The 25,433-nt window shown below is 44.7% G+C and carries 22 protein-coding genes and 3 pseudogenes; 19 read left to right on the plus strand and 6 right to left on the minus strand.

Features of this window, described 5'->3' with window-relative positions:
* Positions 1–13 precede the first annotated feature (13 nt).
* From FHS19_RS16170 to FHS19_RS16180, 3 genes are read left to right on the plus strand one after another with little or no spacing between them, the layout of a single operon-like run.
* The gene (locus FHS19_RS16170) at positions 14–976 is read left to right on the plus strand and encodes an ABC transporter permease (protein ID WP_246426586.1); all 963 of its coding nucleotides are present in this window, start codon (positions 14–16) and stop codon (positions 974–976) included.
* 18 nt (positions 977–994) lie between these two features.
* Positions 995–1,891 carry a carbohydrate ABC transporter permease gene (locus FHS19_RS16175; RefSeq protein ID WP_183582774.1) on the plus strand — a complete coding sequence of 299 codons (897 nt, stop codon included), beginning with the start codon at positions 995–997 and terminating at the stop codon, positions 1,889–1,891.
* 55 nt (positions 1,892–1,946) lie between these two features.
* Positions 1,947–4,142 carry an alpha-amylase family protein gene (locus FHS19_RS16180; protein ID WP_183582775.1) on the plus strand — a complete coding sequence of 732 codons (2,196 nt, stop codon included), beginning with the start codon at positions 1,947–1,949 and terminating at the stop codon, positions 4,140–4,142.
* Between the two features lie 669 nt (positions 4,143–4,811).
* Here the strand turns inward: FHS19_RS16180 and FHS19_RS16185 are convergent.
* On the minus strand, positions 4,812–6,518 hold the full coding sequence (locus FHS19_RS16185) for a DUF4855 domain-containing protein (protein WP_183582776.1): 1,707 nt from the start codon (positions 6,516–6,518) through the stop codon (positions 4,812–4,814).
* 673 nt (positions 6,519–7,191) lie between these two features.
* On the opposite strand from FHS19_RS16185, the gene FHS19_RS16190 reads away from it, so the two are divergent.
* The 4 genes from FHS19_RS16190 to FHS19_RS16205 all read left to right on the plus strand — a co-directional run bounded on the left by FHS19_RS16190 (position 7,192) and on the right by FHS19_RS16205 (position 9,734).
* Positions 7,192–7,506 (plus strand): M3 family metallopeptidase, encoded by a 315-nt coding sequence (locus FHS19_RS16190; RefSeq protein WP_183582777.1) that lies wholly within the window; start codon positions 7,192–7,194, stop codon positions 7,504–7,506.
* 65 nt (positions 7,507–7,571) lie between these two features.
* A complete protein-coding gene (locus tag FHS19_RS16195; RefSeq protein WP_183582778.1) occupies positions 7,572–7,994 on the plus strand; it encodes a serine hydrolase domain-containing protein in 423 nt (140 codons plus the stop codon).
* Between the two features lie 456 nt (positions 7,995–8,450).
* On the plus strand, positions 8,451–8,858 hold the full coding sequence (locus tag FHS19_RS16200) for a MarR family winged helix-turn-helix transcriptional regulator (protein ID WP_183582779.1): 408 nt from the start codon (positions 8,451–8,453) through the stop codon (positions 8,856–8,858).
* A 129-nt stretch (positions 8,859–8,987) separates the two neighbouring features.
* A complete protein-coding gene (locus FHS19_RS16205; protein WP_183582780.1) occupies positions 8,988–9,734 on the plus strand; it encodes an SDR family NAD(P)-dependent oxidoreductase in 747 nt (248 codons plus the stop codon).
* Positions 9,735–10,106: 372 nt separating this feature from the next.
* Here the strand turns inward: FHS19_RS16205 and FHS19_RS35695 are convergent, their stop codons facing one another.
* The 3 genes and pseudogenes from FHS19_RS35695 to FHS19_RS16220 form a co-directional block, all read right to left on the minus strand.
* Entirely contained in the window at positions 10,107–10,544 is a 438-nt protein-coding gene (locus FHS19_RS35695) for a tyrosine-type recombinase/integrase (RefSeq protein WP_376771887.1), read from the minus strand.
* 36 nt (positions 10,545–10,580) lie between these two features.
* Positions 10,581–10,688, minus strand: a pseudogene (locus tag FHS19_RS16215) (hypothetical protein); the annotation flags it as partial.
* 269 nt (positions 10,689–10,957) lie between these two features.
* Positions 10,958–11,386: an Lrp/AsnC family transcriptional regulator gene (locus tag FHS19_RS16220; protein WP_183582782.1), complete on the minus strand. Its 429-nt coding sequence runs from the start codon at positions 11,384–11,386 to the stop codon at positions 10,958–10,960.
* A gap of 154 nt (positions 11,387–11,540) precedes the next feature.
* Between FHS19_RS16220 and FHS19_RS16225 the strand changes: the two genes are divergently transcribed.
* The 6 genes and pseudogenes from FHS19_RS16225 to msrB all read left to right on the plus strand — a co-directional run.
* A complete protein-coding gene (locus FHS19_RS16225; RefSeq protein ID WP_183582783.1) occupies positions 11,541–12,593 on the plus strand; it encodes an oxidoreductase in 1,053 nt (350 codons plus the stop codon).
* Between the two features lie 407 nt (positions 12,594–13,000).
* Entirely contained in the window at positions 13,001–13,234 is a 234-nt protein-coding gene (locus FHS19_RS16230) for a hypothetical protein (RefSeq protein ID WP_183582784.1), read from the plus strand.
* 320 nt (positions 13,235–13,554) lie between these two features.
* On the plus strand, positions 13,555–14,928 hold the full coding sequence (locus FHS19_RS16235; RefSeq protein ID WP_312887239.1) for a copper amine oxidase N-terminal domain-containing protein: 1,374 nt from the start codon (positions 13,555–13,557) through the stop codon (positions 14,926–14,928).
* A 1,132-nt stretch (positions 14,929–16,060) separates the two neighbouring features.
* Positions 16,061–16,903 (plus strand): sialate O-acetylesterase, encoded by an 843-nt coding sequence (locus FHS19_RS16240; protein WP_183582785.1) that lies wholly within the window; start codon positions 16,061–16,063, stop codon positions 16,901–16,903.
* A complete protein-coding gene (locus FHS19_RS16245) occupies positions 16,900–17,445 on the plus strand; it encodes a PadR family transcriptional regulator (RefSeq protein ID WP_183582786.1) in 546 nt (181 codons plus the stop codon). The genes FHS19_RS16240 and FHS19_RS16245 overlap by 4 nt, the downstream gene beginning before the upstream one ends.
* 304 nt (positions 17,446–17,749) lie before the next feature.
* A pseudogene (msrB, locus tag FHS19_RS16250) lies at positions 17,750–18,220 on the plus strand (peptide-methionine (R)-S-oxide reductase MsrB); the annotation flags it as partial.
* Positions 18,221–18,901: 681 nt separating this feature from the next.
* Here the strand turns inward: msrB and FHS19_RS16255 are convergent.
* Positions 18,902–19,930 carry a phosphotransferase enzyme family protein gene (locus FHS19_RS16255; protein WP_183582787.1) on the minus strand — a complete coding sequence of 343 codons (1,029 nt, stop codon included), beginning with the start codon at positions 19,928–19,930 and terminating at the stop codon, positions 18,902–18,904.
* 85 nt (positions 19,931–20,015) lie between these two features.
* Here FHS19_RS16255 and FHS19_RS16260 point away from each other — a divergent pair, with 85 nt between their 5' ends.
* Positions 20,016–20,300, plus strand: a complete 285-nt coding sequence (locus tag FHS19_RS16260; RefSeq protein WP_183582788.1) for a hypothetical protein — start codon at positions 20,016–20,018, stop codon at positions 20,298–20,300.
* A gap of 386 nt (positions 20,301–20,686) precedes the next feature.
* Entirely contained in the window at positions 20,687–21,313 is a 627-nt protein-coding gene (locus FHS19_RS16265) for a hypothetical protein (protein ID WP_183582789.1), read from the plus strand.
* Positions 21,314–21,611: 298 nt separating this feature from the next.
* Here FHS19_RS16265 and FHS19_RS16270 read toward each other — a convergent pair whose 3' ends face one another.
* Positions 21,612–22,997, minus strand: a complete 1,386-nt coding sequence (locus tag FHS19_RS16270) for an MFS transporter (protein ID WP_183582790.1) — start codon at positions 22,995–22,997, stop codon at positions 21,612–21,614.
* Positions 22,998–23,803: 806 nt separating this feature from the next.
* Here FHS19_RS16270 and FHS19_RS16275 point away from each other — a divergent pair.
* From FHS19_RS16275 to FHS19_RS16290, 4 genes and pseudogenes are all read left to right on the plus strand, one after another.
* Complete coding sequence (locus FHS19_RS16275) at positions 23,804–24,079, plus strand: hypothetical protein (RefSeq protein ID WP_183582791.1); 276 nt, start codon at positions 23,804–23,806, stop codon at positions 24,077–24,079.
* 17 nt (positions 24,080–24,096) lie between these two features.
* Positions 24,097–24,360, plus strand: coding sequence for an SDR family NAD(P)-dependent oxidoreductase (locus FHS19_RS35700; protein ID WP_183582792.1), 264 nt, complete (start codon positions 24,097–24,099; stop codon positions 24,358–24,360).
* 91 nt (positions 24,361–24,451) lie between these two features.
* Entirely contained in the window at positions 24,452–24,598 is a 147-nt protein-coding gene (locus FHS19_RS35705; protein ID WP_183583006.1) for an SDR family oxidoreductase, read from the plus strand.
* Positions 24,599–24,688: 90 nt separating this feature from the next.
* Positions 24,689–25,150: pseudogene (locus tag FHS19_RS16290) on the plus strand (serine hydrolase); the annotation flags it as partial.
* Positions 25,151–25,433: the final 283 nt, after the last annotated feature.

Genomic DNA, 25,433 nt, shown 5'->3' on the forward strand with positions numbered 1-25,433 from the left:
GAGGAGGCTGGGTATGAAGAAAACGATGCATGGGAACATCCCAAGCGCACCGGTCCGCTCGGCCAAGCCGGCAACTTGGAAAAGGACATTGTACCGGGAGCGGAATCTGTGGCTTATCTGCCTTCCGCTCATCGCATGGGTAATTCTTTTCAATTATGTACCGATGTATGGCATTCTGATGGCTTTTGTTGATTACATCCCGGGCAAGTCGATTTTTACGAGCGATTGGGTGGGATTGAAACACTTTAAGGATTTTATCCATTCGCCCGATTTTGGCCATGTGCTGCGTAATACGCTGGCGATCAGCGGACTAAATATTCTGTTCGGGTTTCCTGCTCCTATTGTGCTGGCGCTTTTACTGAATGAGCTTAGAAAGAAAAAGTTCAAACAAATAGTGCAGACCATATCGTATTTGCCGCATTTTATTTCCTGGGTCGTCGTTGCCAGCATATTGTTTACGCTCCTTGGCAACGAAGGCATTCTGAACGATATTCTGCTGCGCCTAGGATGGATCGGCAAGCCGATCTCTTTTCTGGGGGAAGGGAAATACTTCTGGGGCATTATCACAGCCGCGAACATATGGAAGGATATTGGATGGTCTACGATCATTTATCTGTCCGCCATGGCCGGCGTGGATTCGGAAGTGTATGAGGCTGGCAGGGTGGACGGATTGGGCCGCCTGGGAGCGATGTGGCACATTACGCTGCCAGGTATTCGCACGACCATTGTTTTGCTGTGGATCTTGGGGATTGGGGGCATCTTGAACGCTGGCTTTGAACAGCAGTTGTTGATCGGGAACGCTCAGACCCGAGAATATTATGAAGTTGTCGATACGTACGCTTACAAATACGGGATCCAGCTAGGAAACTATTCCTATGGGGCAGCCGTTGGGCTCATGAAAGCGGTCATCGCCGTCATTCTGGTGTTCAGTGCGAACCGCGTTTCCAAAAAAGTACTCGATACTTCAATATTCTAAGGAGGGAGGAAGAGGGAAATGGAGCAATCGTTCTTGAAGCCGAGCTTTGGAAGCAGGGTGTTCGACTTATGCAATGTGGTGGTTATGCTTGTCTTATCATTCGCCATGCTGTACCCCTTTATCAACCTGCTGGCCTTATCCTTGAACGACGGCGCTGATGCGGCAAGAGGGGGAATCTATTTTGTACCGCGCCAGTTTTCTGTGGATTCCTATATGCTCCTGTTTCAGAATAAACATCTGCTCTCCGGACTTGGGATTTCCATACTACGGGTTGTTGTAGGAACGTCAACCTGCGTATTTATGACCGGACTCTTGGCTTATATCGTCACAATCCGAGGATTTTCAGGACGGAAAATGATTCGACTGTTATTTTTATTCACGATGTACTTTGGCGGTGGGCTTATTCCCACATATATGCTAATGATGAAGCTCGGATTGATCAACACATTTCATGTTTACTGGATACCCAGCCTGTTAAACGCGTATTACATGCTGATTATGGCATCCTATATGCAAAATCTCCCTGAGTCCCTTTCGGAATCCGCGCGGATCGACGGAGCGGGAGAACTCCTGATTTACTTCAGGATTATCTTTCCGGTTTCGCTGCCTGTATTCGCCTCGATTGCGGTTTTTAGCTCGGTGGGGCACTGGAATGCTTGGTTTGACGTGATTTTGTACAATTCGAATGGACATTGGGATACGCTGCAGGTATATCTTCGAAGGCTGCTGCTTGAGGTTGAGGCCTTGCAGCAGGTGGCGGACCAACAGCTCGCTTACAGTAAATACCGTAATATCTCGCCATTGACGCTGCGTGCGGCGACCTCGATGGTGGTCACGCTGCCGATTATATTCGTGTATCCCTTTTTTCAAAAGTATTTTGTTGGGGGGATCACGCTTGGTGCGGTAAAAGGGTAAAACGGACAATTCATGTTTAATCTACCGTAATAACTTAGATAAAGGAGAATGAAGAATGAAGTTAAAGCAGGCATATCCGTCTGGTGCCTTGGAGCCGCCGTGCGCCCAGGCCAATCATTTTCTGGACGAGAAAACGAACCGACTGTTATATAAATATAATGGGTTCACGATTATTTCTATTGATCTGCCTCCCGGAGGCAAAGAATACTACCGACGCATTTCGGATGGAAACATTCAGAGCAGTCCATTTATTCAACAGTTGTACTTGGCTTTTGATGAGCCTCAGAGCATTCGGGTGAGGTTTGAGCTAAGCGGGGATGCATTGAATATGCGGCCGCGGCGGGCGGAAGACGGAGAAGCTATTTTAGGGCAATGCGGCCGTCCCACCCTATACGGTGCTAACGGATTATATGATGTACTGCAGGATTTACTGATTGAGTGGCATGGTGCCGAGTGGGAGTGGGTATATGACCGGATTCAGATGACGAAGGAGGGCAATTCTTTTGCAGAAATCGACGTTGAGGTCGGTACGACTCCATGGGTAATCAATCTGCGAATGCAGTATTATCGAAAGCATTTAAATTACGCTTACCATAAGCCATGGGATTGGCGGCCGGATTTAAAGCCGGTAGCAGGATGGTGTTCCTGGGAAGCGTACCGCAGTGAAATTCGTGAGGAAGATGTGATGGATGCTGCCCATTTTGTAGGAGAGCATTTCAAAGCCTATGGTCTTGAATATGTTCAAATCGACGATGGCTTTCAGCTGCCAATGGTTCCGCCGGAGGCCACTGGTATCGTTGCCGATGCGTGGCTGACAACCAATGATAAGTTTCCCTCCGGTCACGCGGGCTTGGTATCTGGCATCAAAGCTCACGGGTTGCAACCGGGGATATGGACGAATGCAGTCGTCACCAATTCGGAATTTGCTTCTTCTGGAACGGCTTGCATCAAAGATGAGGAAGGGAATCCGATTAAGGGGAAGTGGATTCAATATGTCCTGGACTGCTCGCCTGAAACGCTGGCTGAGCATGTGGCTCCTTATTATAGAGGCCTGAGAGATGCAGGATATACTTATTTTAAAACCGATGCCATCCGTCACTTGATCTATGACGGACTGCACGAAGCGGTCAAGTTGGGGCTCATCAGGGGTGACGAGGCAGAGGCGAAGTTTAGGGCTTTCATTGAATGCGCGAGGGGGCAGATTGGCACGGATGCGTATCTCCTGTCGTGTTGGGGCGTACTTAGCGAGACCGTGGGGCTTGCTGACGCCTGTCGTGTAGCGACAGACTCGAATCCAAGTTGGCCTGCCATCCGCATGCAACTTGTGGAGACGGCACGCTGGTACCATACGCACCGAATTCTTTATCTGAATGATCCGGATCATGTTTGCGTCCGGGCGCCGCAGGAATGGGCCAAGTCGGCCATATCCCTGGTATCGCTTACGGGAGGACTTTTAATGATCAGCGACAAGCCAGAACATTACGACGATGAAAGAATCAACATGATCCAGCGCAATCTTCCACCGCTCACTACAGTGACTGCTGAAACTGGATTGCTTGATATGAGTATGCCTGCTTTTGCTTGGACCCATATTAAGGGGTATGCGGTTGATTTGCATAAAGCAGATCAGAAGGATGAGAAAAGGAACGAAGATTATACAGAAAGCGCGAAGGCGGCGCTTCATCCCTTTACGACTCTGTGGGCTATCCATATACAGACCGTAGACAGAAGCTGGTGCGTAGCAGGTCGCTTTGCTACGGAAGCATTGCAGGCTTCAGCCTTGGAGACAGTGAAGTTGGGACTTGCTCCGGACCGAGAGTATGCGGTATTTGATTTTTGGAAACAAGAGTACTTGGGAAGGCATACGGCTTCTATTCCATGCCGGGAACTTGATGTCGGCAGTTGCCAGATCCTAGCTGTTCACCCGATTAACGGTCGTCCGATGCTGATAGCTTCTTCTCGCCATGTTAGTATGGATGTAATCAGTGTACAGGAGGAGCAATGGAATCACGGTGAGCTGATATTAAAATTGAAGGGTGTAGTCGGGACGTCGGAGGATTACTGGATTTTCGTCCCTGATCATTTTGCTTTATCTGGGGAAAGAACCGATGGAGCTTCCACCCGGATTACGTCAGAGCACGAAACGGTTAGGCTTACAATTCATTTTGACCAGGAAGAAGCAGAAGTGATACTGACATTTATGGATCAGACGCAAGAAGATAAAAGAGGAAACAATAGTGCCGTAGATTAGTTCACCTTTCCAAGGGCTAACATAAATTCACCTTTTTTCAGCAACCGTATTCTCTAGTCGTATTTAATTTAGGAATGATAAGTACGAAGGTATCTCATGCAGGATTTGCAGGTGCTGCGGGAGCGGGTAATGGAAAAGGTAGTTTCGGCGGATACGTGATGGGCACCTTTCTTGACGGTATGGCTAATTCCATATAGTGCGAGTCAGGTTGTTAAAGTTGACGCTACTACTGGTGTAATGACAGGGTATAGCGATTGGCCAGAGGATCGAGAGGGAGCGAGCTATTTTTTGGAGGTGCTTTTGACGGTACCAACATATGGCTCACCCCTTATTCCGGCAGTCGTTTAATCAAGGTCGATACAACGACTGGAGCAATGACCAGTTATAATAGTTGGCCAAGCGGAACAAATCTCGGCAGTTATCCATTCTATGGTTCTATTTTCGATGGCACGAGTATATGGTTGATTCCGTACGGTGCTGATCGTCTAATCAAGGTTGATCCGGCAACTGGGGGATATGACTGGTTATACCAACTGGCCTAGAGGATTCACCAAAAGTGCAGATGCATTTTGGAGAGGCGTCTTCTTCAAATAAAGCGAGGCCGTCCCCATCGGGACGGCCTCTGTACAACTCTTATTTATTAAAATATCGCATGATGGTTCGGGCTATTTACGGCTTGTACTTCCCTTTTATGAACCTATACATGTCGTCATAGCTGGCGCGAACTGCCGGTACGTCGGATCGTGCTGCTTGGAGCAAAGTGTCATTACCTTGATAGTAGGCTTTAAAAGCATCCTTTGCATAACCGAATTCGGCAGCACCATTAAGATAGTTATAATATTTCTGCCGCAAGGCGGCATCTGTCAGGATGCGTTCATCGAATTCCATCTCCATCCCCATCCCGAGCGATTTGGCCCAGTCGGCCGTATCCCGGATGCGATCCGCCGGACTATCCGCTTGGAAGAAATAGTTCGGCTGATAGGTTACGGCATCAAACCCTAATTTTTCCCAGGTGAAGAATTGATAGCCGCGTAGATGTGGAATCCAGTAGAATAATAAGTCATTGTCATGGACGACGTCGGCCGTATGTTGAATTAACTCTGCATCCATCGTTCCGTCCGGTGCTACTTCTTCGTTCAGCCAATATAATCCGGCGAGTTTAAGATTATTATAACCCTTCGCGTTCCAGCGCTGGATCAACTGCTCGATATACCAGTCGACCGCTTTCTTCTTGCTTGCGAGCGAAGCATCGGCACCTACTTGAACGGCGTTGAAGTTCTCCGAGATGCCGTCGCTATCCACATCTCCAAAATCGGTCTGCGGCTCAGCCGGGTAGGGAATCATTAGCACCACCGGGTATTTGCTTCCGTTTTTGCCGTCGGGCTTGCCGAGCTTCGTCACCACTTCTCCTACGGCAGTGTTCAAGGCATCCAGATCTCCGTCGCTGGCGAAAGTCTTGTCCAGATACCATTTCCAGTCGTCCCAATTGGACCCGTTCACGGACATGCTGAATGCACGTCCTGCAGGCGAACTGAGACCCAAATAGAGAATGCCGTCGAATAACCAGTCACTCGGCGTTCCGTTCGGATTTACGTGCGCGAGATAAGGGATCAGTTTTTCCGTTGTCCAGTCCCCTAGTCCATTCTGGTAAGATCCGTTATACAAAAGCGCCAAATTGGAGATACCGCCAGTCTGGGCGCCAGGCTGCATATATTGTTCCTTCTTTGCATTGAGAACCGTTGCCCCTTTGGTATTTCCGTCTTGACCCATGACTTGAATTTCGTCAAGAAGCACCCAATCCTTGGTCGTGAACCGGACTTTGACATAACGGGAGAAGGCCGCTGACGACTTGTCCCCTCCCCCCGGAACGCCGTCTTTCGCCGCGTCCCATTCGAAGGTGTATTGAGGAGGCTTGACGCCGATCCAGAATGCCACAGGCGGTCCGGCATGCTTCAGGGCCGTCCAATTCTTCCCGTCTTTCGAGGTGTAGAAAGACAGTGCGTTCGGATACTGGATGCTTGCGGACGGGATCTGCAGGAAGTTTGCGTGAATGGATGTGATCGATTGTTCTTTGCCAAGATCGATGGTGATGACCCGACTGGAACCCTTGTAGAATCCGGTCCACGCCTCGTCGGCAGGGTCGTCGCTTGCTAGTACGCCGTCGGTCATTCCGCCACCCGTATCGGGGTGCGGATCATTCGCCGCCTCCGAGACAGTATAAGGCTTGCCTAGCGCTAAATTCGTTTCGCCGCCTCCATTATTACCGGTCGCTAACTGCGGATGCGATGAACCAGCTTGCGCGGCAACGGGCGGCAGGATGCCCGTCATCAGCAATGCAGATAAAAGATAGCTTCCGATTCGCCGAAATCTCATCATGATTCCTCCTCAGATTGGATATCGCCTTACATATTTATTTTTACGGAGAATTATTTCTATGAAGATAAGTTCATCTCCTTTTGTTTTTTCGTATTTATGCAATTTCTTTTTCAGAAAATATTCAGAGCTCCGTGCTTTAATGGTTGTTACTCGCTGAAACGGGGAAAGAGGGGTTACTTCGTCGGACGTTTTGGCGACAGAGATTACGTAGAAGATTTGTGTGGTGATGAATTGATGTTATTGGAATTACGGCAGGAGGCGCTGAACCAGGCACAGGAGCATGGAGGAAAACTGGTTCGTTGGAGGCAAGGCGATTATTGGACATATGGTGAAGCAGTGTCGAAACTGATAGAGCGTTCACGGAAAGTTTCCGATTTGGATTAGTACTGCACGACCAACACGATTTTCGCGCTCGTTAGATTCGAACGGTAATCTTGTCAAAACCAAAAAGCCAAATGGCGAAATCATCACTTATTCAAATGACGGGTTAAACCAATTAATCAACAGCAACATATCAGATGGGGATATTCAGTTCATACAAATATGATGAAAATGGGAATATCGTTAGTGTTAACGGAAATAACGAACTTAAAAGTATAATCTATACTGATGATGGTGGCCGTACATTGCCTCTTCAATCTCTTCCCGGAACCTCCAAACGGTTACCGAATTGATGGACGGCGTGGATCAGATGCTTGGCATGACCGATCCCTACTTCCAGGAAAGATTCCGTCACATGCGCGGGAATGGCCTGCTCGATCTGGAGGTTCGTCAAGGAAAGGCGCCCGGCGGGTTTTTAGAATTCCTGCCAGCGACCCAAAACGCATTTATATTTTGTAATTTCAGTCCATCGTTCTTCGCGCTCATTGCCCTGATTCACGAAATGGGTCATGCGGTGAACGCGTATCTGCAGTACGAATCCGGGGAAGGGATTCAAGAGCACCACCTTCGCGCGGAAGTACTGGGGCGGATCCCAATCAATCTATAGCCGATATTTATTGGTGTTCGCCACAAGGAATAATTTAGCGGCTTCCGACGGATACTTATTGACATTTGTCGAAGGACAAGAACATAGTCCCATTGAAAGTCGCTATTTTAGCGGCAAGATGGGCTGAAAGTCCTTGTGGTGTATCGTATACTGTAATGAAAGGAGAGGAACATTCGGATTTATCTGCCAGAGATCTTGCAAAGATAGGACTTCTAGTTCTAAACAACGGCATTGTAGAAGGCCAACGGATTGTTTCTGAACAATACATTAAGGAAATGCTAAGGCCAAACGAAAACAACAGTTCATATGGATACTTATGGTGGATACTGGAGAATGGTTATGCATGTAGGGGTTTCGGGGGACAAGAGATAAATATTCTGCCTAAACAAAACATGATAACAGTTATCCAAGCTATCTCAACTCCATCAAGCAAAACTTATGGAGATATTCATAAGGAAATTCTTGAGAAATCTGTTGTTTTGATTTAGCACAACATGTGCTAGCAATGGGGGGGGAGAAGTCAAAAATAAATCGTCGAGCCATCTGAATTAATGGGGAACAATAGTTCAAAACAACACAGCAGCAGCCGGCAACTAATCGGCTGCTGTTTTTGTTGAACTAACTGGCAGGAAGTTCAGTGATATTTTTTCCAACACTCTATTAAAGGCTTTGTTACATTATTCTAAAAGTGGGGGAAAAGATCATGGGAATAACACTTAAGGCTACGGTCTTACGATAATATCTGTGAATATATCCACAAATATCTCAAGCAGTTTTCTCTTGAACTAATTTAGGTTACTTGACAAGAGTCTAATTTTATTGTTAATCTACGAATAGTTAATCAATTAACTATGTATACCCTGTCATTAAAATTTCAAAATCGCATCTTTTGCGTCCGAGGAGGTTTTGTTATCGAGAAATGGAATCCTTTTGAACAACCCGTCATGTCGGTCGATGTTTTTCTGACGTTGTATAAAACTAATCACCATCTGGTCCAACAGTTAGAGGAGCAGCTGGCAACCTTCGACCTGACACTCGGCCGTTGGTGCCTGCTAGTAGCTCTACGCACCAGCGACAGAGCAATGCTTCCCTCCGAGATCAGCGACAACCTTGCGGTTACGAGAGCGAATATCAGCAACTTGTTGAATGCTTTAGAGAAGACGGGTCGGATCCAGCGGGAATTCGATCCCACAAACAGGAGAAGAATTCTGGTTCGTTTAACAGCCGAAGGCCATCAGCTCATAACGGATGTTTGGCCGATCTATGAGCAGACGATCATTCATCATGTCGGAGAAAAGCTTACCGCTCAGGAGCAGGAACAGCTAAAGGAATTGCTGAAAAAATTGTTTTAGCCATACGCCTCTTAAGCGGAGGCACCTATATTTTGATTAACCAATTAATTATTATCTATTTAATTGATTTTTAGATCTCTCAAACGGGGATATCGTCCTGATACTATAAACCAATAGGGGATGTTATTTATGTATAAAGACAAGGTTGCTATTATAACAGGAGGCGGCGCGGGTATCGGACTTGCTGCGGCTCAGTTGCTCGCCACAAAAGGAACAAAAGTCCTCATTACCGGACGCAGAACAAACGTACTTGAACAGATTGCCGCCAGTTATCCGAACATCGAAGGATTTACTGCAGATGCCGCTGATCCCGAAGCGGCTGCCCGAACGGTCACCGAAGCCATCGAGCGATGGGGTCGCCTCGATATCGTCGTCAACAATGTGGGCAACGGCTCAGTCCAGCCGCTCGCGACAACAAACGCACAAGAGATTAATGATATATTCAGCGTAAATGTCACTGCTCCTACGCTACTTGCTGCTGCCGCTCTTCCGCATCTCGAGAAAACCAAAGGCACCATCATCAACATATCTAGTACCTTCGGAAGCAAGGCAAGTGCCGGGCTGTCAATTTATTCGGCGAGTAAGGCTGCCTTAGAACAGTTGACGCGATGCTGGGCGCTTGAGCTCGCCCCAAAGGGCATCCGTGTGAACGCGATTGCATCCGGACCGGTCGAGTCCGACTTCCTCCGGGAACGTATGGGTCTCTCCGAGGAGCAAATCAATGCGGTCAAGAAACAGGAGATCCGGTCCATCCCGCTAGGGCGCAGAGGAGTACCGGATGACGTAGCGCGCTGGATCGTTCATTTGGCCGATCCCGAGTCAAACTGGATAACGGGACAAGTTTTTCCGGTTGACGGCGGACTTACCATCGCATGATGTTGTCGTGCTCTATGACTAGTACGGGTTAACGATTGTTACTTTATTACGAAAGAGCTGCTAATACTGCAGCTCCTTTTTCTGCGTGCCACAAGACTCTATAAACAATAGTGTTAATCACGCTTTACTGCCCGTTAGTTGAGAAAACGGCAGCGGTCCGGTATGCCGTCTTTTTGTTGTGAATTTTATATATTTTCTTCAGAAAACTCAGCTGCTGTAGATTCTAATTCATCAACGTTTTTGGGCATTCTTATGTCCAAGCATTTTTTATCCCAAGAGACACCTAGATGTTTAGCATGTAAGATCAGACCGATTTTTCAAGTTTAAAATAGTTAACTAAAAAATATTTAAATTAAAATATCAACCAGATCGCTAACATCCTTTTCCTTTTTTAGTTGTGTACGCAAATTGATTTTCTTTAGTGGTTCGTTCTGACTCATGTTCAAGTGTCTCTGCAATATCAGATACAGATGCTCCTGCAGCTCGGGCAGCCTGAGCGAAATAATGACGCAAAAAATGTGGCGTAACCCTTTGGAGCTTAATCGTTTTTAGACCGGCTGCCTCCATATATCGAGAAAGAGCAGATGATAAACTAGGCAAAGAATAGTGCTTACCATAACGATTAAGGTAAAAGGGAGTGAGATCAGTTGGATATATGTGTATCCTTCTAGAGCTGGGATCTAGGGGGAGATCAATACCAATCCACTCAGTTCTCAGTATGTCCGAGCCAAGCAACGAGCAGGGAAGACTATCAAATGCTTCTCTCGAATGTGCGAGAGGAGATGGCAAAATTAAAACGCCTGGAGGCAACCGGTACGCTTAAAAATAAATCAATCTAAGTGGAGTTCAAGAAAAATGTTCCATTCTCCGTTGAATAATTACATTTTCATTTTGATCACCCCAAGCGCGCATTAAATTAATAATGGGAATCAACGAAAGACCAAATTCAGTAAGTGAATATTCTACTCATAAAATGATGTTTAAACAAAAAAATATCATTTAATGCCGCTATTTAAGCGGCTTTTTTGTTTTTATGACATCAAATTCAAGTCAAATTCAACAAATAAAGAAATTCCGCCGATGGCAACTGCTCCATTATTCATTAAGCTAACGGGCAGGATAGTTTAAGATAATTCGCGCTAAACCGTATCATAAGTAACGGCAAGTTTGTTCCGTAAGTTTCTAAGGGCACCCAATTGGTTGTTCTTTAGGTTCGTTTCGAATTAAGGAGCCAGTGGTTTCTGCTTGAGAGGAGATGATAATACGATAAGCGTGGTGGAATCGCCGAAGGCTCCCAACTGATTGATCGTACTCTCCAGCGTCTGCAGCGATTCGGTGACCAGCTTGACGAGGAAATTATATTGGTGACCGCTGATACGATGCAACTCGACAACATCGCGCGTTTGCTCGCAGTATTCCACGAACCGGTCGCATCCTTTCGTATAGAACAGAACGAACGCGGCGATCGGCTTGTTGATTTTCTCCGAAGCGACGACGGCACGATAGTGGTCGATGACTCCCTTCTCTTCCAGCCTGCGCACTCGCTCGGTGACGGCGGGTTGTGATAAGGAGACGGTTTTGCCTAAATCCGTCATCGAGATGCGTCCTTGCTCCTGCAGCACGAGCAATATTTGTTTGTCCAAGTCGTCCATATGGCAAGACCCCTTTATATTTAATGTGAATTTCGAGAAATTAAATGATTATATCAAACATTCAGGTTTAATACCTTTAAAATTCTATGTGATCTATCGAATTAATTATATAAAATTTATTCACTGAAATGAAATCGATAAGGAGAGAGACAAAATGAAATATAAAGAATTACTACAGCCTGTACGCATCGGAAACTGGCACCTTCGGACGCGCATTGCGATGGCGCCGATGACGCGTAGCTTTGCGGATGATACAACGGGGACAGTCGGTAAAGACGTTGTCGCCTATTATCAGCGTAGGGCTCAAGATGGGATCGGCCTGATTATTACGGAGGGCATTACACCGTCGCCCCGAGGCAAAGGGACATTCGGAGTTCCAGGCTTATATACGAGAGAGCAAGCAAACGCATGGCGTAAAGTAACGGAAGCGGTGCATGAGGAAGGCGGCACGATCATCGCGCAACTATGGCATGTCGGGAGGCTGACGCATCCCGATCTTACCGGAGGACATGCACCGCAAGCCCCGTCAGCCGTGCAAGCGGAGGGACTCGTGCACCGGCTTCGCAAGCCTTTTGCAATGCCCGAATCGATGACAATCCGGGAGATCGGGGGAGCTGTCCAACAGTATACACAGGCGGCGAGGTTCGCGATTGAAGCGGGGTTCGATGGCGTAGAACTCCATGGAGCACATGGCTACTTGATCGACCAATTCGCCTGGGAGGTCACGAATCGCCGGACCGATCGCTACGGAAGAGGGAGATCGGGGCGGTTTCAGTTCATGAAAGAGGTGCTTTGCGCCGTCGGAGAAGCTATAGGCATGGATCGAGTTATCGTTCGCTTCTCTGAATTGAAGGACGATCAACCCAACTTCAAGTGGCAGGATCCAATGGCGGAAATAGAAGCGTATTTGGAGGTGTTTCGGGAGACGGACTTGCGTGTGCTTCATCCTTCGACGAATACGTTCACCCAGCCAGTGGCTGACGGTATGACGCTGCACGAGCTCATCCGCAAGCGCTGGGACGGTGCCATAATTGGCGTAGGTGGGTTGACCCCGAGTTCTGCGGCGGATGCGATTCGCGCAAGTGTCATCGACATAGCCGCATTTGGAAAGCCATTGTTAGCAAATCCAGATTTCGTGTGGCGGCTTCGGAATAATCAACCGTTAATCCCTTACGAGCCGGAAGTTCATTTGAAGCAGCTGCTATAATCCATCGGTAAGCCGTTAAGTTTTGGTGAAGTCATCCATGGAGTGGATGGCCTTAAAACCGCCCTCAGATGAGGGCGGCATATTTACGTATTATTTACTACTGATCTTAGATAGTGTGACGTAACAGACTCATTGCATTTGTAAGACGACAAGAACATATATCGTTAGCCGGAAAAGACAAGAACATATATGGTTAACCGTTGTCGGAGGACAAGAACATATTCCCATTGAAAGTCGCTATTTTAGCGGCTTCTTTGTTTTATCTGGGCAAACACTATACAAAGGTGAGTACTTTTGAAATTAAACAAAAAAAGCTTGATGATATCCTTGAAATTGCAAATGATTTATAAGGAAACAATAGGCCGTTGGAGAACTCCTCATTTACCCTGATTTAAGAAGGGAAACTGTTGAAAGAGGGTATTGGCAAAATGAAAACGATTCGCAGCATGTTCGAACAGCTTTATTGGGCCGACGGGCGCATACTGGATTCGCTGCAAACTGCAGGGGACGGGAACGCCGAGCCTGAAGCGGTCCGTTTGCTAAGTCATATCCTTCGCTCGGAGCAGGTCTGGTTAACCCGGCTGCAGGACTTGGACAGCAACCACCTGCCGCTATGGCCGTATCGAAGGACAAGAACATAGTCCCATTGGAAGTCGCACAACACAATTGACTTTGTTGTCGAAGGACAAGAACATAGTCCCATTGAAAGTCGCTATGTTAGCGGCTTATTTGTTTTATCGGTACAAGTTCTTGTCTCGAGCCCAGGACAAGAACTTGTACCGATTGCCGTAATGGACAAGAACATGAGCCGATTACCGATAAGCTCATTAAACTAACAGGCAGCATTCCTATAACGCAGAAATATCAGTTATGAGAAAAAAAAGACTCCTTGGTAAAATTGTTTTGAGATGGTAGCTGGCCAGCGAACGGATACCAAAAACAAAACCAAGGAGAATACAACATGAATTCTACTCAAAACGAGCGAATAACTCAAATCACATCAACGACTCTCATAGTCGGGGTAGATATCGCTAAGTCTAAGCACGTGGCTCGGGCCCAGGACTTCCGGGGAGTCGAAGTTAGGAAAGCCGGTAACTTTCGGGTAATTCCAGTAAATTACGTGTATAATACAGCTTATACATATATTGTTAACTTAAAGCTAATATACAAAAAGAGAGGTGTATTTATGAAGTCAAAGCTTTTTCTTTTATTAACTATTGTTTCTTCCACATTATTTTTTTCCTTAATGGGTACGATTGAAGCAGAGAGTATTCAAACTAAAAATGATACGAGTACTGATTTTAAAAACACGATGGTTCTTTCCCTGGACAGTTCCGTGGCATTAATCAATGGTCAAAAGGAACCGGCTGTAAAACCGATTGTTAAAGATGGCAGAACATTAGTGCCACTTCGTTTGATATCTGAAGGATTTGGTGCAGCAGTAGATTTCAATACAAAAAGTCAGTCCATTCGCATTCAGTATTCAAATAAAACAATTTTAATGAAAATAAAAAATAAAAACATCACTATAGACGGTAAAACCGTTGCTATGGATGTACCTGCAAACATCTACTATGGCTCAACCTATATTCCTCTTAGATACATTGGGGAGGCTCTGAACAAAAAAGTAGTATATCAAAAAAGCACTAAAACTCAGCCATATAGACTTATTATTATAAGGGATGTCAATACTTCAACGATTGAAGAGTCCAAACTAATTCGCGTCTATGGGCTGACCTACGAAGGTAAGAATGTTATTTATAGTGATAAATATTTGGTTGTAATAAAAGAGAACAATAAATTACGGGTAAGCCAAGATTTCTATACGTTCGACGACTTTAGTTATCATGTAACAAATGACGACAAGAACACAATTCATCTTGGAGATATTTGGTTCAAAACTGAGAAGAGTGACTTCTATCTGAATTATGACTGGATTACAACGCAAAAATTTATTTTATATCAGGTAAATGGAGAATCGATTTCAAGAGTAGCTACTGAAAATATGCCAATAAAGTCGGTAAAAACATATTTAGGCAATGTCTATTATCTAACTCAGTATCAACGTGGCTCGCAAGATGCCGATCAAACAACCAATTTGAAATATGCAACACACAATAATGGACAATGGTCCTCAGATTATTTAGGTATGCCTGGATTTTATTATGGGTTTGATACCTTAGGTAAGGTCTATGATTGGCCCATTGATAAAGATGGGATCTCTACATTCGGTTATCAACGCGCTGGAAATCTAAGTTCAGATGAAAGGAAAAAAACGTTTGGACAGTACAAAATCAAGCTGAGTGGGCACCAACACGAGCTTTTGAAGCCATAATGAATTACCATCTTGAGTAAAATTGGTTACCCACGAGTTTGCCGCAAGGCAAGTTACAATTAATTAGGGCTCGAAGGTCTGCTTTGATTCAACTGAAGAGGGTGTCCCAAAAGTAAACCTTGGAACACCCTCAGCAACAAAATAGGATGTTGCTCGTAAAAAACCAAGGAGCTAGGCGTCTATTCTCGCTTAGCTCTTTCGTTTTTGGCGTTCACGGCAGCTTTTTTGAGTAAATTGTGGGCAAGAGAAAGCCACCCGACCTCCGGCGCATGAGCTGTTGTCGATCATAGGGGAATTGAATGGGCCATTGCATGTGACATGTCGAGGGACAAGAACATATTCCCATAGAAAGCCGCTAATTTAGCGGCTTTTTTGTTTTATAGGTACAAGTTCTTGTCCCGAGTCGAGGACAAGAACTTGTACCTATTGCCGTAATGGACAAGAACATGAGCCGATTACCGATTAAATAAGACTAACTATGTTTCCATGTGATTTAATCAATCAATCTAACGGGGCAGTTTAGCTGAGCGAAATTATAACCTCTATGCAGCGACCTTTTCTCGTTATACCACCGGGGATAAAATTAAGGGCAAAGTGATGGGGGTAATAGGTAGCCCGTTTTTTCTGCAACTAAGCGAAAAGGGCGCAGCAGCGGCTGTAATGGGTACTTTAACGGTACAAGTTCTTGTCCTCCGATGTCGAAGAACAAGAACATAGTCCCATTGAAAGTCGCTATGTTAGCGGCTTTTTTGTTTTATCGGTACAAGTTCTTGTCCCGAGCCCAGGACAAGAACATGAGCCGATTACCGATAAGCTCATTAAACTAACAGGCAGCATTCCTATAACGCAGAAATATCAGTTATGAGAAAGAAAAAGACTCCTTGGTAAAATTGTTTTGAGATGGTAGCTGGCCAGCGAACGGATACCAAAACAAAACCAAGGAGAATACAACATGAATTCTGTCCAAGGTTTACGCCAGTGTAAAGGACCTTGCCGGATGCCCAGAAGCGTGAATATGGTGTTAGATAAAGAATTGAGCCCTTATAATTCCATTGACTATAGTCTAGTTAGACTATATAGTATTTTTAAGTCTAATTAGACCATAATAGTGATGAAAAGGAATGAAGAGTAAATGATAAAGTCATTCTTAATGTTGGGGCAATCGAATATGGCGGGTCGAGGATTTTTGAATGAAGTCGATCCTATCTATAATGAAAAAATAAAAATGCTGCGCAATGGACAGTGGCAGATGATGACAGAGCCGATTAATTACGACCGTCCGGTTTCCGGTATAAGCCTGGCGGCGTCTTTTGCCGATGCCTGGTCGAAAGCCAATCCCGATGAAGAAATTGGTTTGATTCCTTGTGCGGAAGGCGGCAGTTCCTTGGATGACTGGCATCCGGATGGCATCCTTTTTCAGCATGCTTTGTCCGAAGCCCGCTTCGCCCTGCGGTCCAGTCAAATCCAAGGAATCCTATGGCACCAGGGTGAGAGCGATAGTTATGGTTCACTACATGAAACTTATGATGAGAAATTAACCCTTATCATCGAGATCCTAAGAAAAGAATTAAATCTTAATGAGGTACCTTTGATCATTGGCGGACTTGGTGATTTCCTTGGGATGACCGGTTTTGGACAGCACGCGACAGAGTATCGACAGGTCAATGAACAATTAGAGCGTTTCGCTAATGAACAGCAAAATTGTTATTTTGTAACAGCGGCAGATTTGACCGCGAATCCTGATGGCATTCATTTAGACGCTGTTTCCCAACGCAAATTCGGCTACCGCTATTTCGAAGCTTTTTCGAAAAAGTGTCATGTCATGGAACCCATCCCTGGGGAGGAGCAGTCGCTGAAAGTGAAGCGAAACTATTCGAAAACAGAACAGATTTACCTTCATAGCATGGATTTGGCTTCGGATAAAATCACGTACGCAGAATTCGAGACGCTGATGGCGAAGGTGATGCAGCCTTGATTCCCTTACTCATCCTTGGCTTGCTCATCCAAAACCCCGGCGCTCACGGCTATGAACTGCTGGCCTTAATGGAAAAACGCCATTACAAATACATTGTAAATTTCACAAAAGGCTCGTTTTATTACAATCTGCAGCAACTTGAAGAAAAAGGTTGGATTGAACAGATTCAGCAGAATTCTTCAATCAGTGGGCGCGAAACTCGGAACTTTATAATCACCGAATCGGGAATGTCTGAATTCGAAAAATTAATGGTCAAATACGGCACCAAATCGGAATATGTGAATCTGCAATTTTATGGGGCGTTGCTCTTTGCTGATGATTACGACAAAAACAAATTGCTGGAACTGATCCAATCGCAAATTGACCAGACTAAGACCCGAATCGCCCTCCTTGATGAATACCTGTCCAAAACACAAGAGCTTCCCGGCACAATCGATTACTACCGCCGAATGAACGAAAATTCCCGTTCCCATCACTTGGTTAACTTAGAGTGGTTTGAACAATTGAGAGCAGAAATAGAGGGACACTTGTCAAGGCTTTGAAATTCATTATATACCGGAAGCACCTGGATAGAGATCCGAGTGCTTCCGGTATATGATTTGACGTAATTAGAAAGTGCTCTTTAAAAGGATCTGCAGCCGGCGCCAGGTTATGGGTACGGTGAGGGAGTTGATAAAATCACGGGAATTGGGGATTCTACATAAATAGATACCCAGTTAGAGCAGTAAATTTAATTTGGCCGGCCAGCTGCTGATCATTGTAATGAGGCATGTTTCTTATACCTTCGTCATCTTGAATATTGAAGAAAGAGGTGCTGAAATGAACGGCATAAACGATAAACATTATGAAGAACAGCATTGGAAGCACAGGAAGGATCTGGCGCAAATAAAGCAGAAGTTGACGCCGATTCAACATGAAGTGACCCAAAATAACGGCACAGAGCCGGCATTTCATAATGAATATTGGGATCATGATCAAGTAGGGATATATGTGGACGTTGTTTCGGGAGAGCCCCTCTTCAGTTCGCTTGATAAATTTAATTCAGGCTGTGGATGGCCCAGCTTTACTAAACCGATCGGTGAATCTCGCCTGACGGAAAAGATGGATCAAAGCCATGGCATGATTCGTACCGAGGTGAGGAGCCAGGAAGGGGATTCCCATTTGGGCCATGTCTTTGCCGACGGCCCGCAGGATAAAGGCGGGTTGCGTTATTGCATTAACTCGGCGGCGCTTCGCTTTATTCCGAAGGAGGATCTGAAGAAGGAAGGATACGGGGAATACCTTCACTGGTTTGATAATGATTCCTCGGAGTACTGAGTTTTATGAGATCCGCAGTTGATTCCAATACAGAGTCCTTTTACGGGAAACAAGAGCTCAATAAACCACCTTCTCACCAAGGTGGTCTTCTTTTATAAATCAACAATAGGACTTGACATAGCCTTTGTCGATTTTATTAAAAATAATGTCGAGGGACAAGAACATAGTCCCATTGAGAGTCGCTATTATTAGCGGCTTTTTTGTTTTATCAGAACAAGTTCTTGTCCCGAGTCGAGGACAAGAACTTGTTCCGATTACCGTAATGGATAAGAACATAGCCCGATTACCGATTAGATAAGTATCCCAACAGGGTAGCCATGCAAAAATTCATTAAGCTAACGGGCAGGATAACGTAACTATTACATAATTAATACGTCCTTGTTATTCGGGATATTTTCAAAATAGTGCTCCGTGGTTCATGAAGGGGGAATTCACAGTAGTCGCAGGAGTATGGATTGGCAGGAAGTTGATCTCCAGTATATTCATGGCAGCAAGTCTTTCAATTATTCTCGTCAGATTTCATGGTTATGCCCCGTTTTCAATTTATTTTTTGTATACTGTGATCGGTTACTCAATACTTGGATTACCTTGCTCTGTTATTTAAGACATTTTTGTCTTAGGCTATGTTAAATTTTATTGTTGATTTTCATGTTAAATAATCGACGCTTGTTCTGCGGTCGATTATTCTTCTGATTTTTGGGACTTTCCTAATCTTAATAACAGTGAAAGCAACTCTTCTAGATGACCTTCATTTTGATTTAACCAGTTATCTCGCTCAATTAGTTGATTTGCAATGTAGGCAAAAGCAGTAGAATTATCCTTACCTGCCCCGTATTGTCCAATATATATGTGTAGGACAGCAATATGGTACAAACGGGTCAATGTGCGTAGTTGCAGCAATTCCTCAGATGAACAGGTCCGAAACACAGCATACCCTTCAATAAAAGCCGCCGCCAATTCAAGTGAGCCGCCAGACATCTGGAGAACATGATTAAGACTTATCACGAATTCCAAAAATGAGATATCAACCGCAAGGAAATCAAAATCTAAGACCCCCATAATACAGCGGTCCACTGATAATAAGTTGAAGACCAATAAGTCGTGATGGACCAGTTGTCGGGGCAGGGACAATAGAGCTTCACGATTTGCCTTAACAGAAATCAGTGCTTCGTTATAAAAATGTTTTTGCTCGTCTGTAACTGGAAAAGGCGGTCGTTTCCAGAAAGAAGCTACATTTTCCGCACTCGCAAGGGGATGTAGCCGATAAAGGTCAGTAAATTGGATTCCATCGTATTTTATATCTTTCGGTCTTTCATATTCGCTCAATCTCGCACTGACTTCACCGACAACGCGACCCAATAAGTGTGCATCATCTGGTGTTTGAAGCGGTGGAACCGTGCCCTGAATATAAGATACGAGAGCACCCATTGTCCCATCTGATAACGTCACAAACATGTCTCCATTCTGCGTTGGCAGAAACGAAGGGATATTAAACGAAAGAGTCGAGCGTAGCAGAAATGATGTCACTTCCATTTCTAAGTGCAAACTTTCTACGGACTTGGTGTAACGGTCGTAATGACGAGCTACGTATTTTTGGTCGCTTACCGTTACGAAACAGGTTGTATTCGTTAACCCGAACGGAACAGGTTCAATATTTACAGTTTTTAGAGGAAAGTAATGTTCAATAATTGATTGCAATGCATTTGTCATAAAAATCCCCCCTATACCAAACCAATATTTTGTTTGTTGGGCATGTTTTACTTGCTTACCAAGGCTATCCGTAAGTCTTTGCAGGATGCAGTTCGGTGACACAAGTAAAATTATCACTGATTCCATAACAAGACCAATGATTAGTACAGTAACCAATAATGAGTTGGATTCAGGGCAGATCATCTATAATCATAATTATGACAATATGGATCGTGGAAATCATGATTTAGAAGGACAGGTTGTGATTGATTTGAAGTATTACAATGACCAAGCGATTAGCCCTGGCGATATCGTATACTTCACAAATCCTGAAACTAAAAAGAACCTTGGTGAGTACAGTATTTCTAGAGTAATCGGGCTACCTGGATAAAATGAGTATTATTGTTTTTTTAACGGAATAAAGAAGGGACGTAACAATGGAAAAAAGAATGTTAAAGTCAAACGTTGAATTGTTCGCCGCAGCGATTCATCAACGAAACGTCAAATAAAGAAACCGGGGAAGAATTTGTTCACGAAGAAGGCACGATAATTGAAAAGTTTGACGCAGATTGCGTAAAGGTAGGCGGCGCGTATATTACCTCCGCAGGGTCGTTGAAATCTTTTTATAATCATTTTCATGCACAAGCTATTTGTCGGGGTATTATTTTGTTGAAACTCATTTTGACTTTCTTCCGTCTATAACTTTTAGTGCATATCTTACCAACGTCAACCTATAATTTTATGATACGATTTTTGGCATTTAGGGGGAATTGAATTATGATTACTTGGAAAATTAAAGTCGCTTCCGCCGCTCTTGCGCTTTGTATCGTTGGGGTTGGCGCTTGGTATGGCGTCAACGCGTTCGTAAATCCCACCAAGGCCGACGCAACTTCAAACGACGAAGCAGCGCCGAACCCGGTAACAACGTCCCAAGGTGTTGAAGCGCTCGCGGGTACGGACGTTAAGAGTCTTGACCCAACTGAAGACGAAGCTAGGAAAACAATCGTACAATTTCACGAACAATTCAATACTTGGCTAGGTTACGGAGCGTACAAGACTTTTAAAAAAGACGACGAAAACGGAAACTGGAAGGACGCCCGCACATACGACGAAATGAAGCCCGAAACGTACCGCCATCTTGCGGAAGTTCTTGTAAAGGTCCAAGGCGCTGAAATTGACTTATTGCGGCTTGCCGACCTTGCCGAAATAGCCCAAAACGAAAACGACGTTACCGCTATGCGTTATATGCACCGAATCTTGCATGACTTGGATTATTGGGCGTTTGGTACTGGTCATGGCGACTATTGGGGCGTAAGTGATACCGCAAGACTGACGTTCGGGGACGAAGCAGGAAAGGGAAGTTACTCCGAAATCAATGAATATATTCAAAAGCATAAGAAGTAACCGATCCGCGCCGAGGTAAAAATGAGGAACTGGACCAAGGCGGGGCTGCTGCGCAGTCCAGTGTTCACACGGTTTATAGTTTAGCCCAGCAAAGGAGCAGTTGGCCGTTGGCAACAGCTCCATTTTTCTTTAAGCTAACGGGCAGGATAGCGCAACTTTATATAGATAAATATGTAATGGATTTATCAAGCAACTGAGATTATGACGTGCTTTAATATGCACATCATTTTTCTAAATTGCTCTTGATGTTGCTCCTTTTTGTCAGTGGTAAGAAGTCTCTTCCTCTGCTGAGCCTTATTTACTTCCTGTATGATTTTTCAAATAGTTTTACTATGATAAACCCCAAAATACCTAAGATAGTGACCGCAGCTGCCAAGTAGAAAGAGTTGCGTGAGCCTAACGATACATCATGAGTGGAGGATTGTAGGAATCCGGCTGTAACTGCAGTGAACAATGAAATTCCAACGTTCTGCACAAGTCTTTGGACAGAGCCAATTGTTGCTTGATGCGCTGGACCAACGGCTTCCATGATAGCCGCTATGTTTGAGGGTTGGAAAAGCCCTGCGCCTAAACCATAAACAAAAAGCATGAAGCAAACGATTGTTAAGTGCCAGTTCAGTTGTTGAAAAGCAAGAATCAGTAGCGGAACGAACATACAGCAAAGTCCAACTATCATTAATCGAAACGTGCCCCAGCTCCTCATCAGCCTGCCGGCTATGCTAGAAGTCAGGACAATGCCCAGGGGTAACAACAAATTTACTATGCCGGATTGCCAAGGGACAAAACCGTGTTTTTTTTCTAAATAATAGGGTACGACAACCATACAAAGGCGTGTAACGCCCCCATAAGAAAAAATCGCATATAGAGAGATTGTGAAGAACCCGTTCTTAAATAACGATAAGGGAACAATGGGATTGACTACCCTTTTTTCTCTATGAATAAACAGGAACATAAGGATTGCAAAAATCAGAATGTAAATATATGTGCCGGGATGAAGAGATTCTAGCTGAGAGCATCCATAAACAAGAAAAAAAATGGAGGCTGACAGCAAAAGACTGCCGGACAAATTTAACGGCTGATGGTTACTTATTGGTGATCCTTTTCCTTTTAAGACAGATCGGCATGCAAGTAAACAAAGGAGACAAATGGGTATATTCATTAAAAAAAGCCATTTCCAGCCTACAGTCGATAAGATCACTCCACCCGCCGCAGGTCCGAGGACATGCCCTAAACCAAAGAATGACGCTAGAGCCCCTAATGCCTCGCCCTTTTTATTAGGTGATACTAAGGTTGTTATTAGGGCAACTGAAGTTGCCTGAAGCATGGCAGCCCCTATCCCTTGTAAAATTCGAAATAAAATCAGCTGCATTACTGTTTCTGAAAAGGCGCAAAACATTGAAGCAAGCGCAAATAACGTTAATCCCATTGAGTAGATTTTTAAACGTCCATAACGATCGCTTAGTCTACCGAAGACTACAATACAGCTGCATATGACAATCGTATAAAGAGAAATGGTCCAGGCTACCGTCGTGACAGAAGAATGAAACTCTTGAACAAGGGAAGAGATAGCAACGTTAAGTATTCCTGAGTCTAAGGTCGTAAGAAACATACCTGTTCCAGCTACAAGTACGATGGAGAGATAAGACTCATTGTGTACCAAACTTTGATCAGCAGAATCCTTCATGCATCTACCCCCATTAGAATATTGTTAACTTATTGTAAAACACAAAAGCGTTATAGTTCTAATATATAAAATGTATTATATTAATAGGAATTAACTATATATAATCATCAAGAACTGAGCGCCGTACTTGAATTAGAACCATTCCAGCTACAAAAACTATACGGAATGGTTTCCGGTATCTGGATAAGAACAGGTTGAGGGTCCTCAATTCGAAATGTATTATGGAATCCCCAGGGCATACACAGGGTGAGGGGCAACGCGGTGAACCTTCCCATAAGTGACGGCAAAAAATTTTCTTTGGGGAAATGTCTGAGAGGTGTTGAAAGTACGTGGATAATGAGGAACATTGATCGTTTTATTTGGAAGCGTTGAAATTCTATGCGGATTGCTTCAAGTACCCCAACACATATGTTACTGGTCATTAAGCTAACGGGCAGGATAACGCAATAAGTAAATGGAACATGTTACAGCAAATGGCTTGCGTTAGATATACTTCAAAAGTGTGTAGAGAGGCACATTTTATCTTCCAAAACAGGTGGGCAGTCAAAACTAAATATCAAATTGAAGAATTAAAAGCACATGATCCCATCATGGCCAGTCATCTTAGTAAATGTATTAGCTCGCTTGGTTCGACGGAAGAGTTACAAAACATCTGTTCATACGTGCTTGGGCCTGTTGGTGGATGGATGAAGGAGTCTTGGAAGTCGTAAAAAACGGCTACGCTAACGGGAAGGATAGCGACAGGATACTCGTTATAAAATTGTTTGGGCATACTAGCTCCGGTAACAATTCTGGAGGGATGCGAAGTGCCTAAACAAATAATTACGTTTTTACTTTTATTATGTATGAACATGCTGACGGGAAATTCAGCATATTCAAATGAAGGTACAACTGAAAATATAGTCACAACATATATTAACTTAATTAATGATAAACAATGGTCAGGAATCCCTGACTTATGGGTTAAAAATCAAAGTGATACTTTTATTGATTTTTTCAATGGTAAGCAAAATAAAGAACGCAGGATTGGATTGTTTAATATCCAAAAGGCACATCTTATCGCTTGGAAGCAAATACCCTAGCTCTTTTGAGGTGGGCCGTGATTACTGGAGCTAATTCAGGCATTGGTTTAATAGCAACGAAACTGTTCCTACAAGAAGGAGTAAAGGTTGTTGGAGCCAGCCGGGGGATTGATATGCTGCAGAGTATCGATTCTGAGAATCTCGTTGCTGCTTCCATAGATTTAAGTAATCCGGAAGGGGCTGAGTCACTGATCCAGACTGCAATTGATTCATTCGGAAGATTGACATTCTTGTCAACAATGTTGGAATCGCACCTATTCGCAATGGCTTCTTCAGTGTAAGTGATGAAGAGTGGCGAACTCCACTTTGGGATCGTTCTGGCGGCTTTGCTGAAGGATTTGCTACGACATATAAGATGGAAAAAGAGACGCGATTCAGCATTTTGCGAAGAATGTTCGAGGGTTACCTTTGGAGCATTTGGGAACTCCAGATGAAGTAGGCGCAGTGATCGCTTTCGTTGCCTCAGATCAAGCTTCCTTTGTAACCGGATCTGAAAATATGGTAATGGTGGTTCATTAAAACAGATTTAATAAACCGGCCAGTCCAGCTTTCAATTAAGAATAGGTAAGGTACTTGACAAATCAACAAAGGCTTCTAAGACTGTGCTAAATTCGCGACGTGCTGGCATGGTATGTCGATTCCGGGAAGATCCCTGGGTTCGTCGCTCTGGTCAGCCGGAACGGCGTGACGCACGTCGAAGCGATCGGCAAGATGCGTCGGGATACGATTTTCCGGATAGCGTCCTCTTCCAAGCCGGTCGCGGTCGCGTCGGCGATAGTTCTGCTCGACGAGTGCAAGCTGCAGCTGGATGACCTAGTAGAGCAGTGGCTTCCTGAGCTCGCCAACCGGCAGGTGCTGAAACGGCCCCACAGGCCGCTGGACGATACCGTGCCGGCACGCCGGCCGATTACCGCACGGGATATGCTCCCCTCCACGTTTGGGCTCGGCATGGATATGACGGCGCTGGGCACTCCGATCATGAATGCGATTCTCGAGAAGAATCTCGCGGCCAATGTAGCGCCGCTGCCCGATCCGGATGAGTGGATGTGCCGCCTTGGTTCGCTTTCGCTGGAAAATGCCGGTAACAGTTAATTTTTGTCCAACACGGCTAATAAATCCATTGTCCTTAATGTTAGAGGGGGTCCACAATTGCCACTGGTTCTGTGCTAGTGATCGCGGAGGAGAAGAGTAATACTATCATAGATTTGCGCTTACTGTGACAGGTAAGCAGCAACCAGAATTTAATTGACAACTATGACAGTGGTATAAATAAAAGTACTATAACTGAAATAAAGCATATAGCCGCCAATTTTGGCTGCTGTTATAAATTGTAAAGAATGGATCGTGATTTCAT

Source organism: Paenibacillus rhizosphaerae (genome assembly GCF_014192015.1).
In the GTDB taxonomy this organism is placed as follows: domain Bacteria; phylum Bacillota; class Bacilli; order Paenibacillales; family Paenibacillaceae; genus Paenibacillus_AQ; species Paenibacillus_AQ rhizosphaerae.

Coding starts and splice junctions, on each gene's coding strand:
- FHS19_RS16170 (WP_246426586.1), top strand. CDS start 14: ATGAAGAAAACGATGCATGGGAACATCCCAAGCGCACCGGTCCGCTCG.
- FHS19_RS16175 (WP_183582774.1), top strand. CDS start 995: ATGGAGCAATCGTTCTTGAAGCCGAGCTTTGGAAGCAGGGTGTTCGAC.
- FHS19_RS16180 (WP_183582775.1), top strand. CDS start 1,947: ATGAAGTTAAAGCAGGCATATCCGTCTGGTGCCTTGGAGCCGCCGTGC.
- FHS19_RS16185 (WP_183582776.1), bottom strand. CDS start 6,518: ATGATGAGATTTCGGCGAATCGGAAGCTATCTTTTATCTGCATTGCTG.
- FHS19_RS16190 (WP_183582777.1), top strand. CDS start 7,192: ATGGACGGCGTGGATCAGATGCTTGGCATGACCGATCCCTACTTCCAG.
- FHS19_RS16200 (WP_183582779.1), top strand. CDS start 8,451: ATGTCGGTCGATGTTTTTCTGACGTTGTATAAAACTAATCACCATCTG.
- FHS19_RS16205 (WP_183582780.1), top strand. CDS start 8,988: ATGTATAAAGACAAGGTTGCTATTATAACAGGAGGCGGCGCGGGTATC.
- FHS19_RS16220 (WP_183582782.1), bottom strand. CDS start 11,386: ATGGACGACTTGGACAAACAAATATTGCTCGTGCTGCAGGAGCAAGGA.
- FHS19_RS16225 (WP_183582783.1), top strand. CDS start 11,541: ATGAAATATAAAGAATTACTACAGCCTGTACGCATCGGAAACTGGCAC.
- FHS19_RS16235 (WP_312887239.1), top strand. CDS start 13,555: ATGAATTCTACTCAAAACGAGCGAATAACTCAAATCACATCAACGACT.
- FHS19_RS16240 (WP_183582785.1), top strand. CDS start 16,061: ATGATAAAGTCATTCTTAATGTTGGGGCAATCGAATATGGCGGGTCGA.
- FHS19_RS16255 (WP_183582787.1), bottom strand. CDS start 19,930: ATGACAAATGCATTGCAATCAATTATTGAACATTACTTTCCTCTAAAA.
- FHS19_RS16260 (WP_183582788.1), top strand. CDS start 20,016: ATGCAGTTCGGTGACACAAGTAAAATTATCACTGATTCCATAACAAGA.
- FHS19_RS16265 (WP_183582789.1), top strand. CDS start 20,687: ATGATTACTTGGAAAATTAAAGTCGCTTCCGCCGCTCTTGCGCTTTGT.
- FHS19_RS16270 (WP_183582790.1), bottom strand. CDS start 22,997: ATGAAGGATTCTGCTGATCAAAGTTTGGTACACAATGAGTCTTATCTC.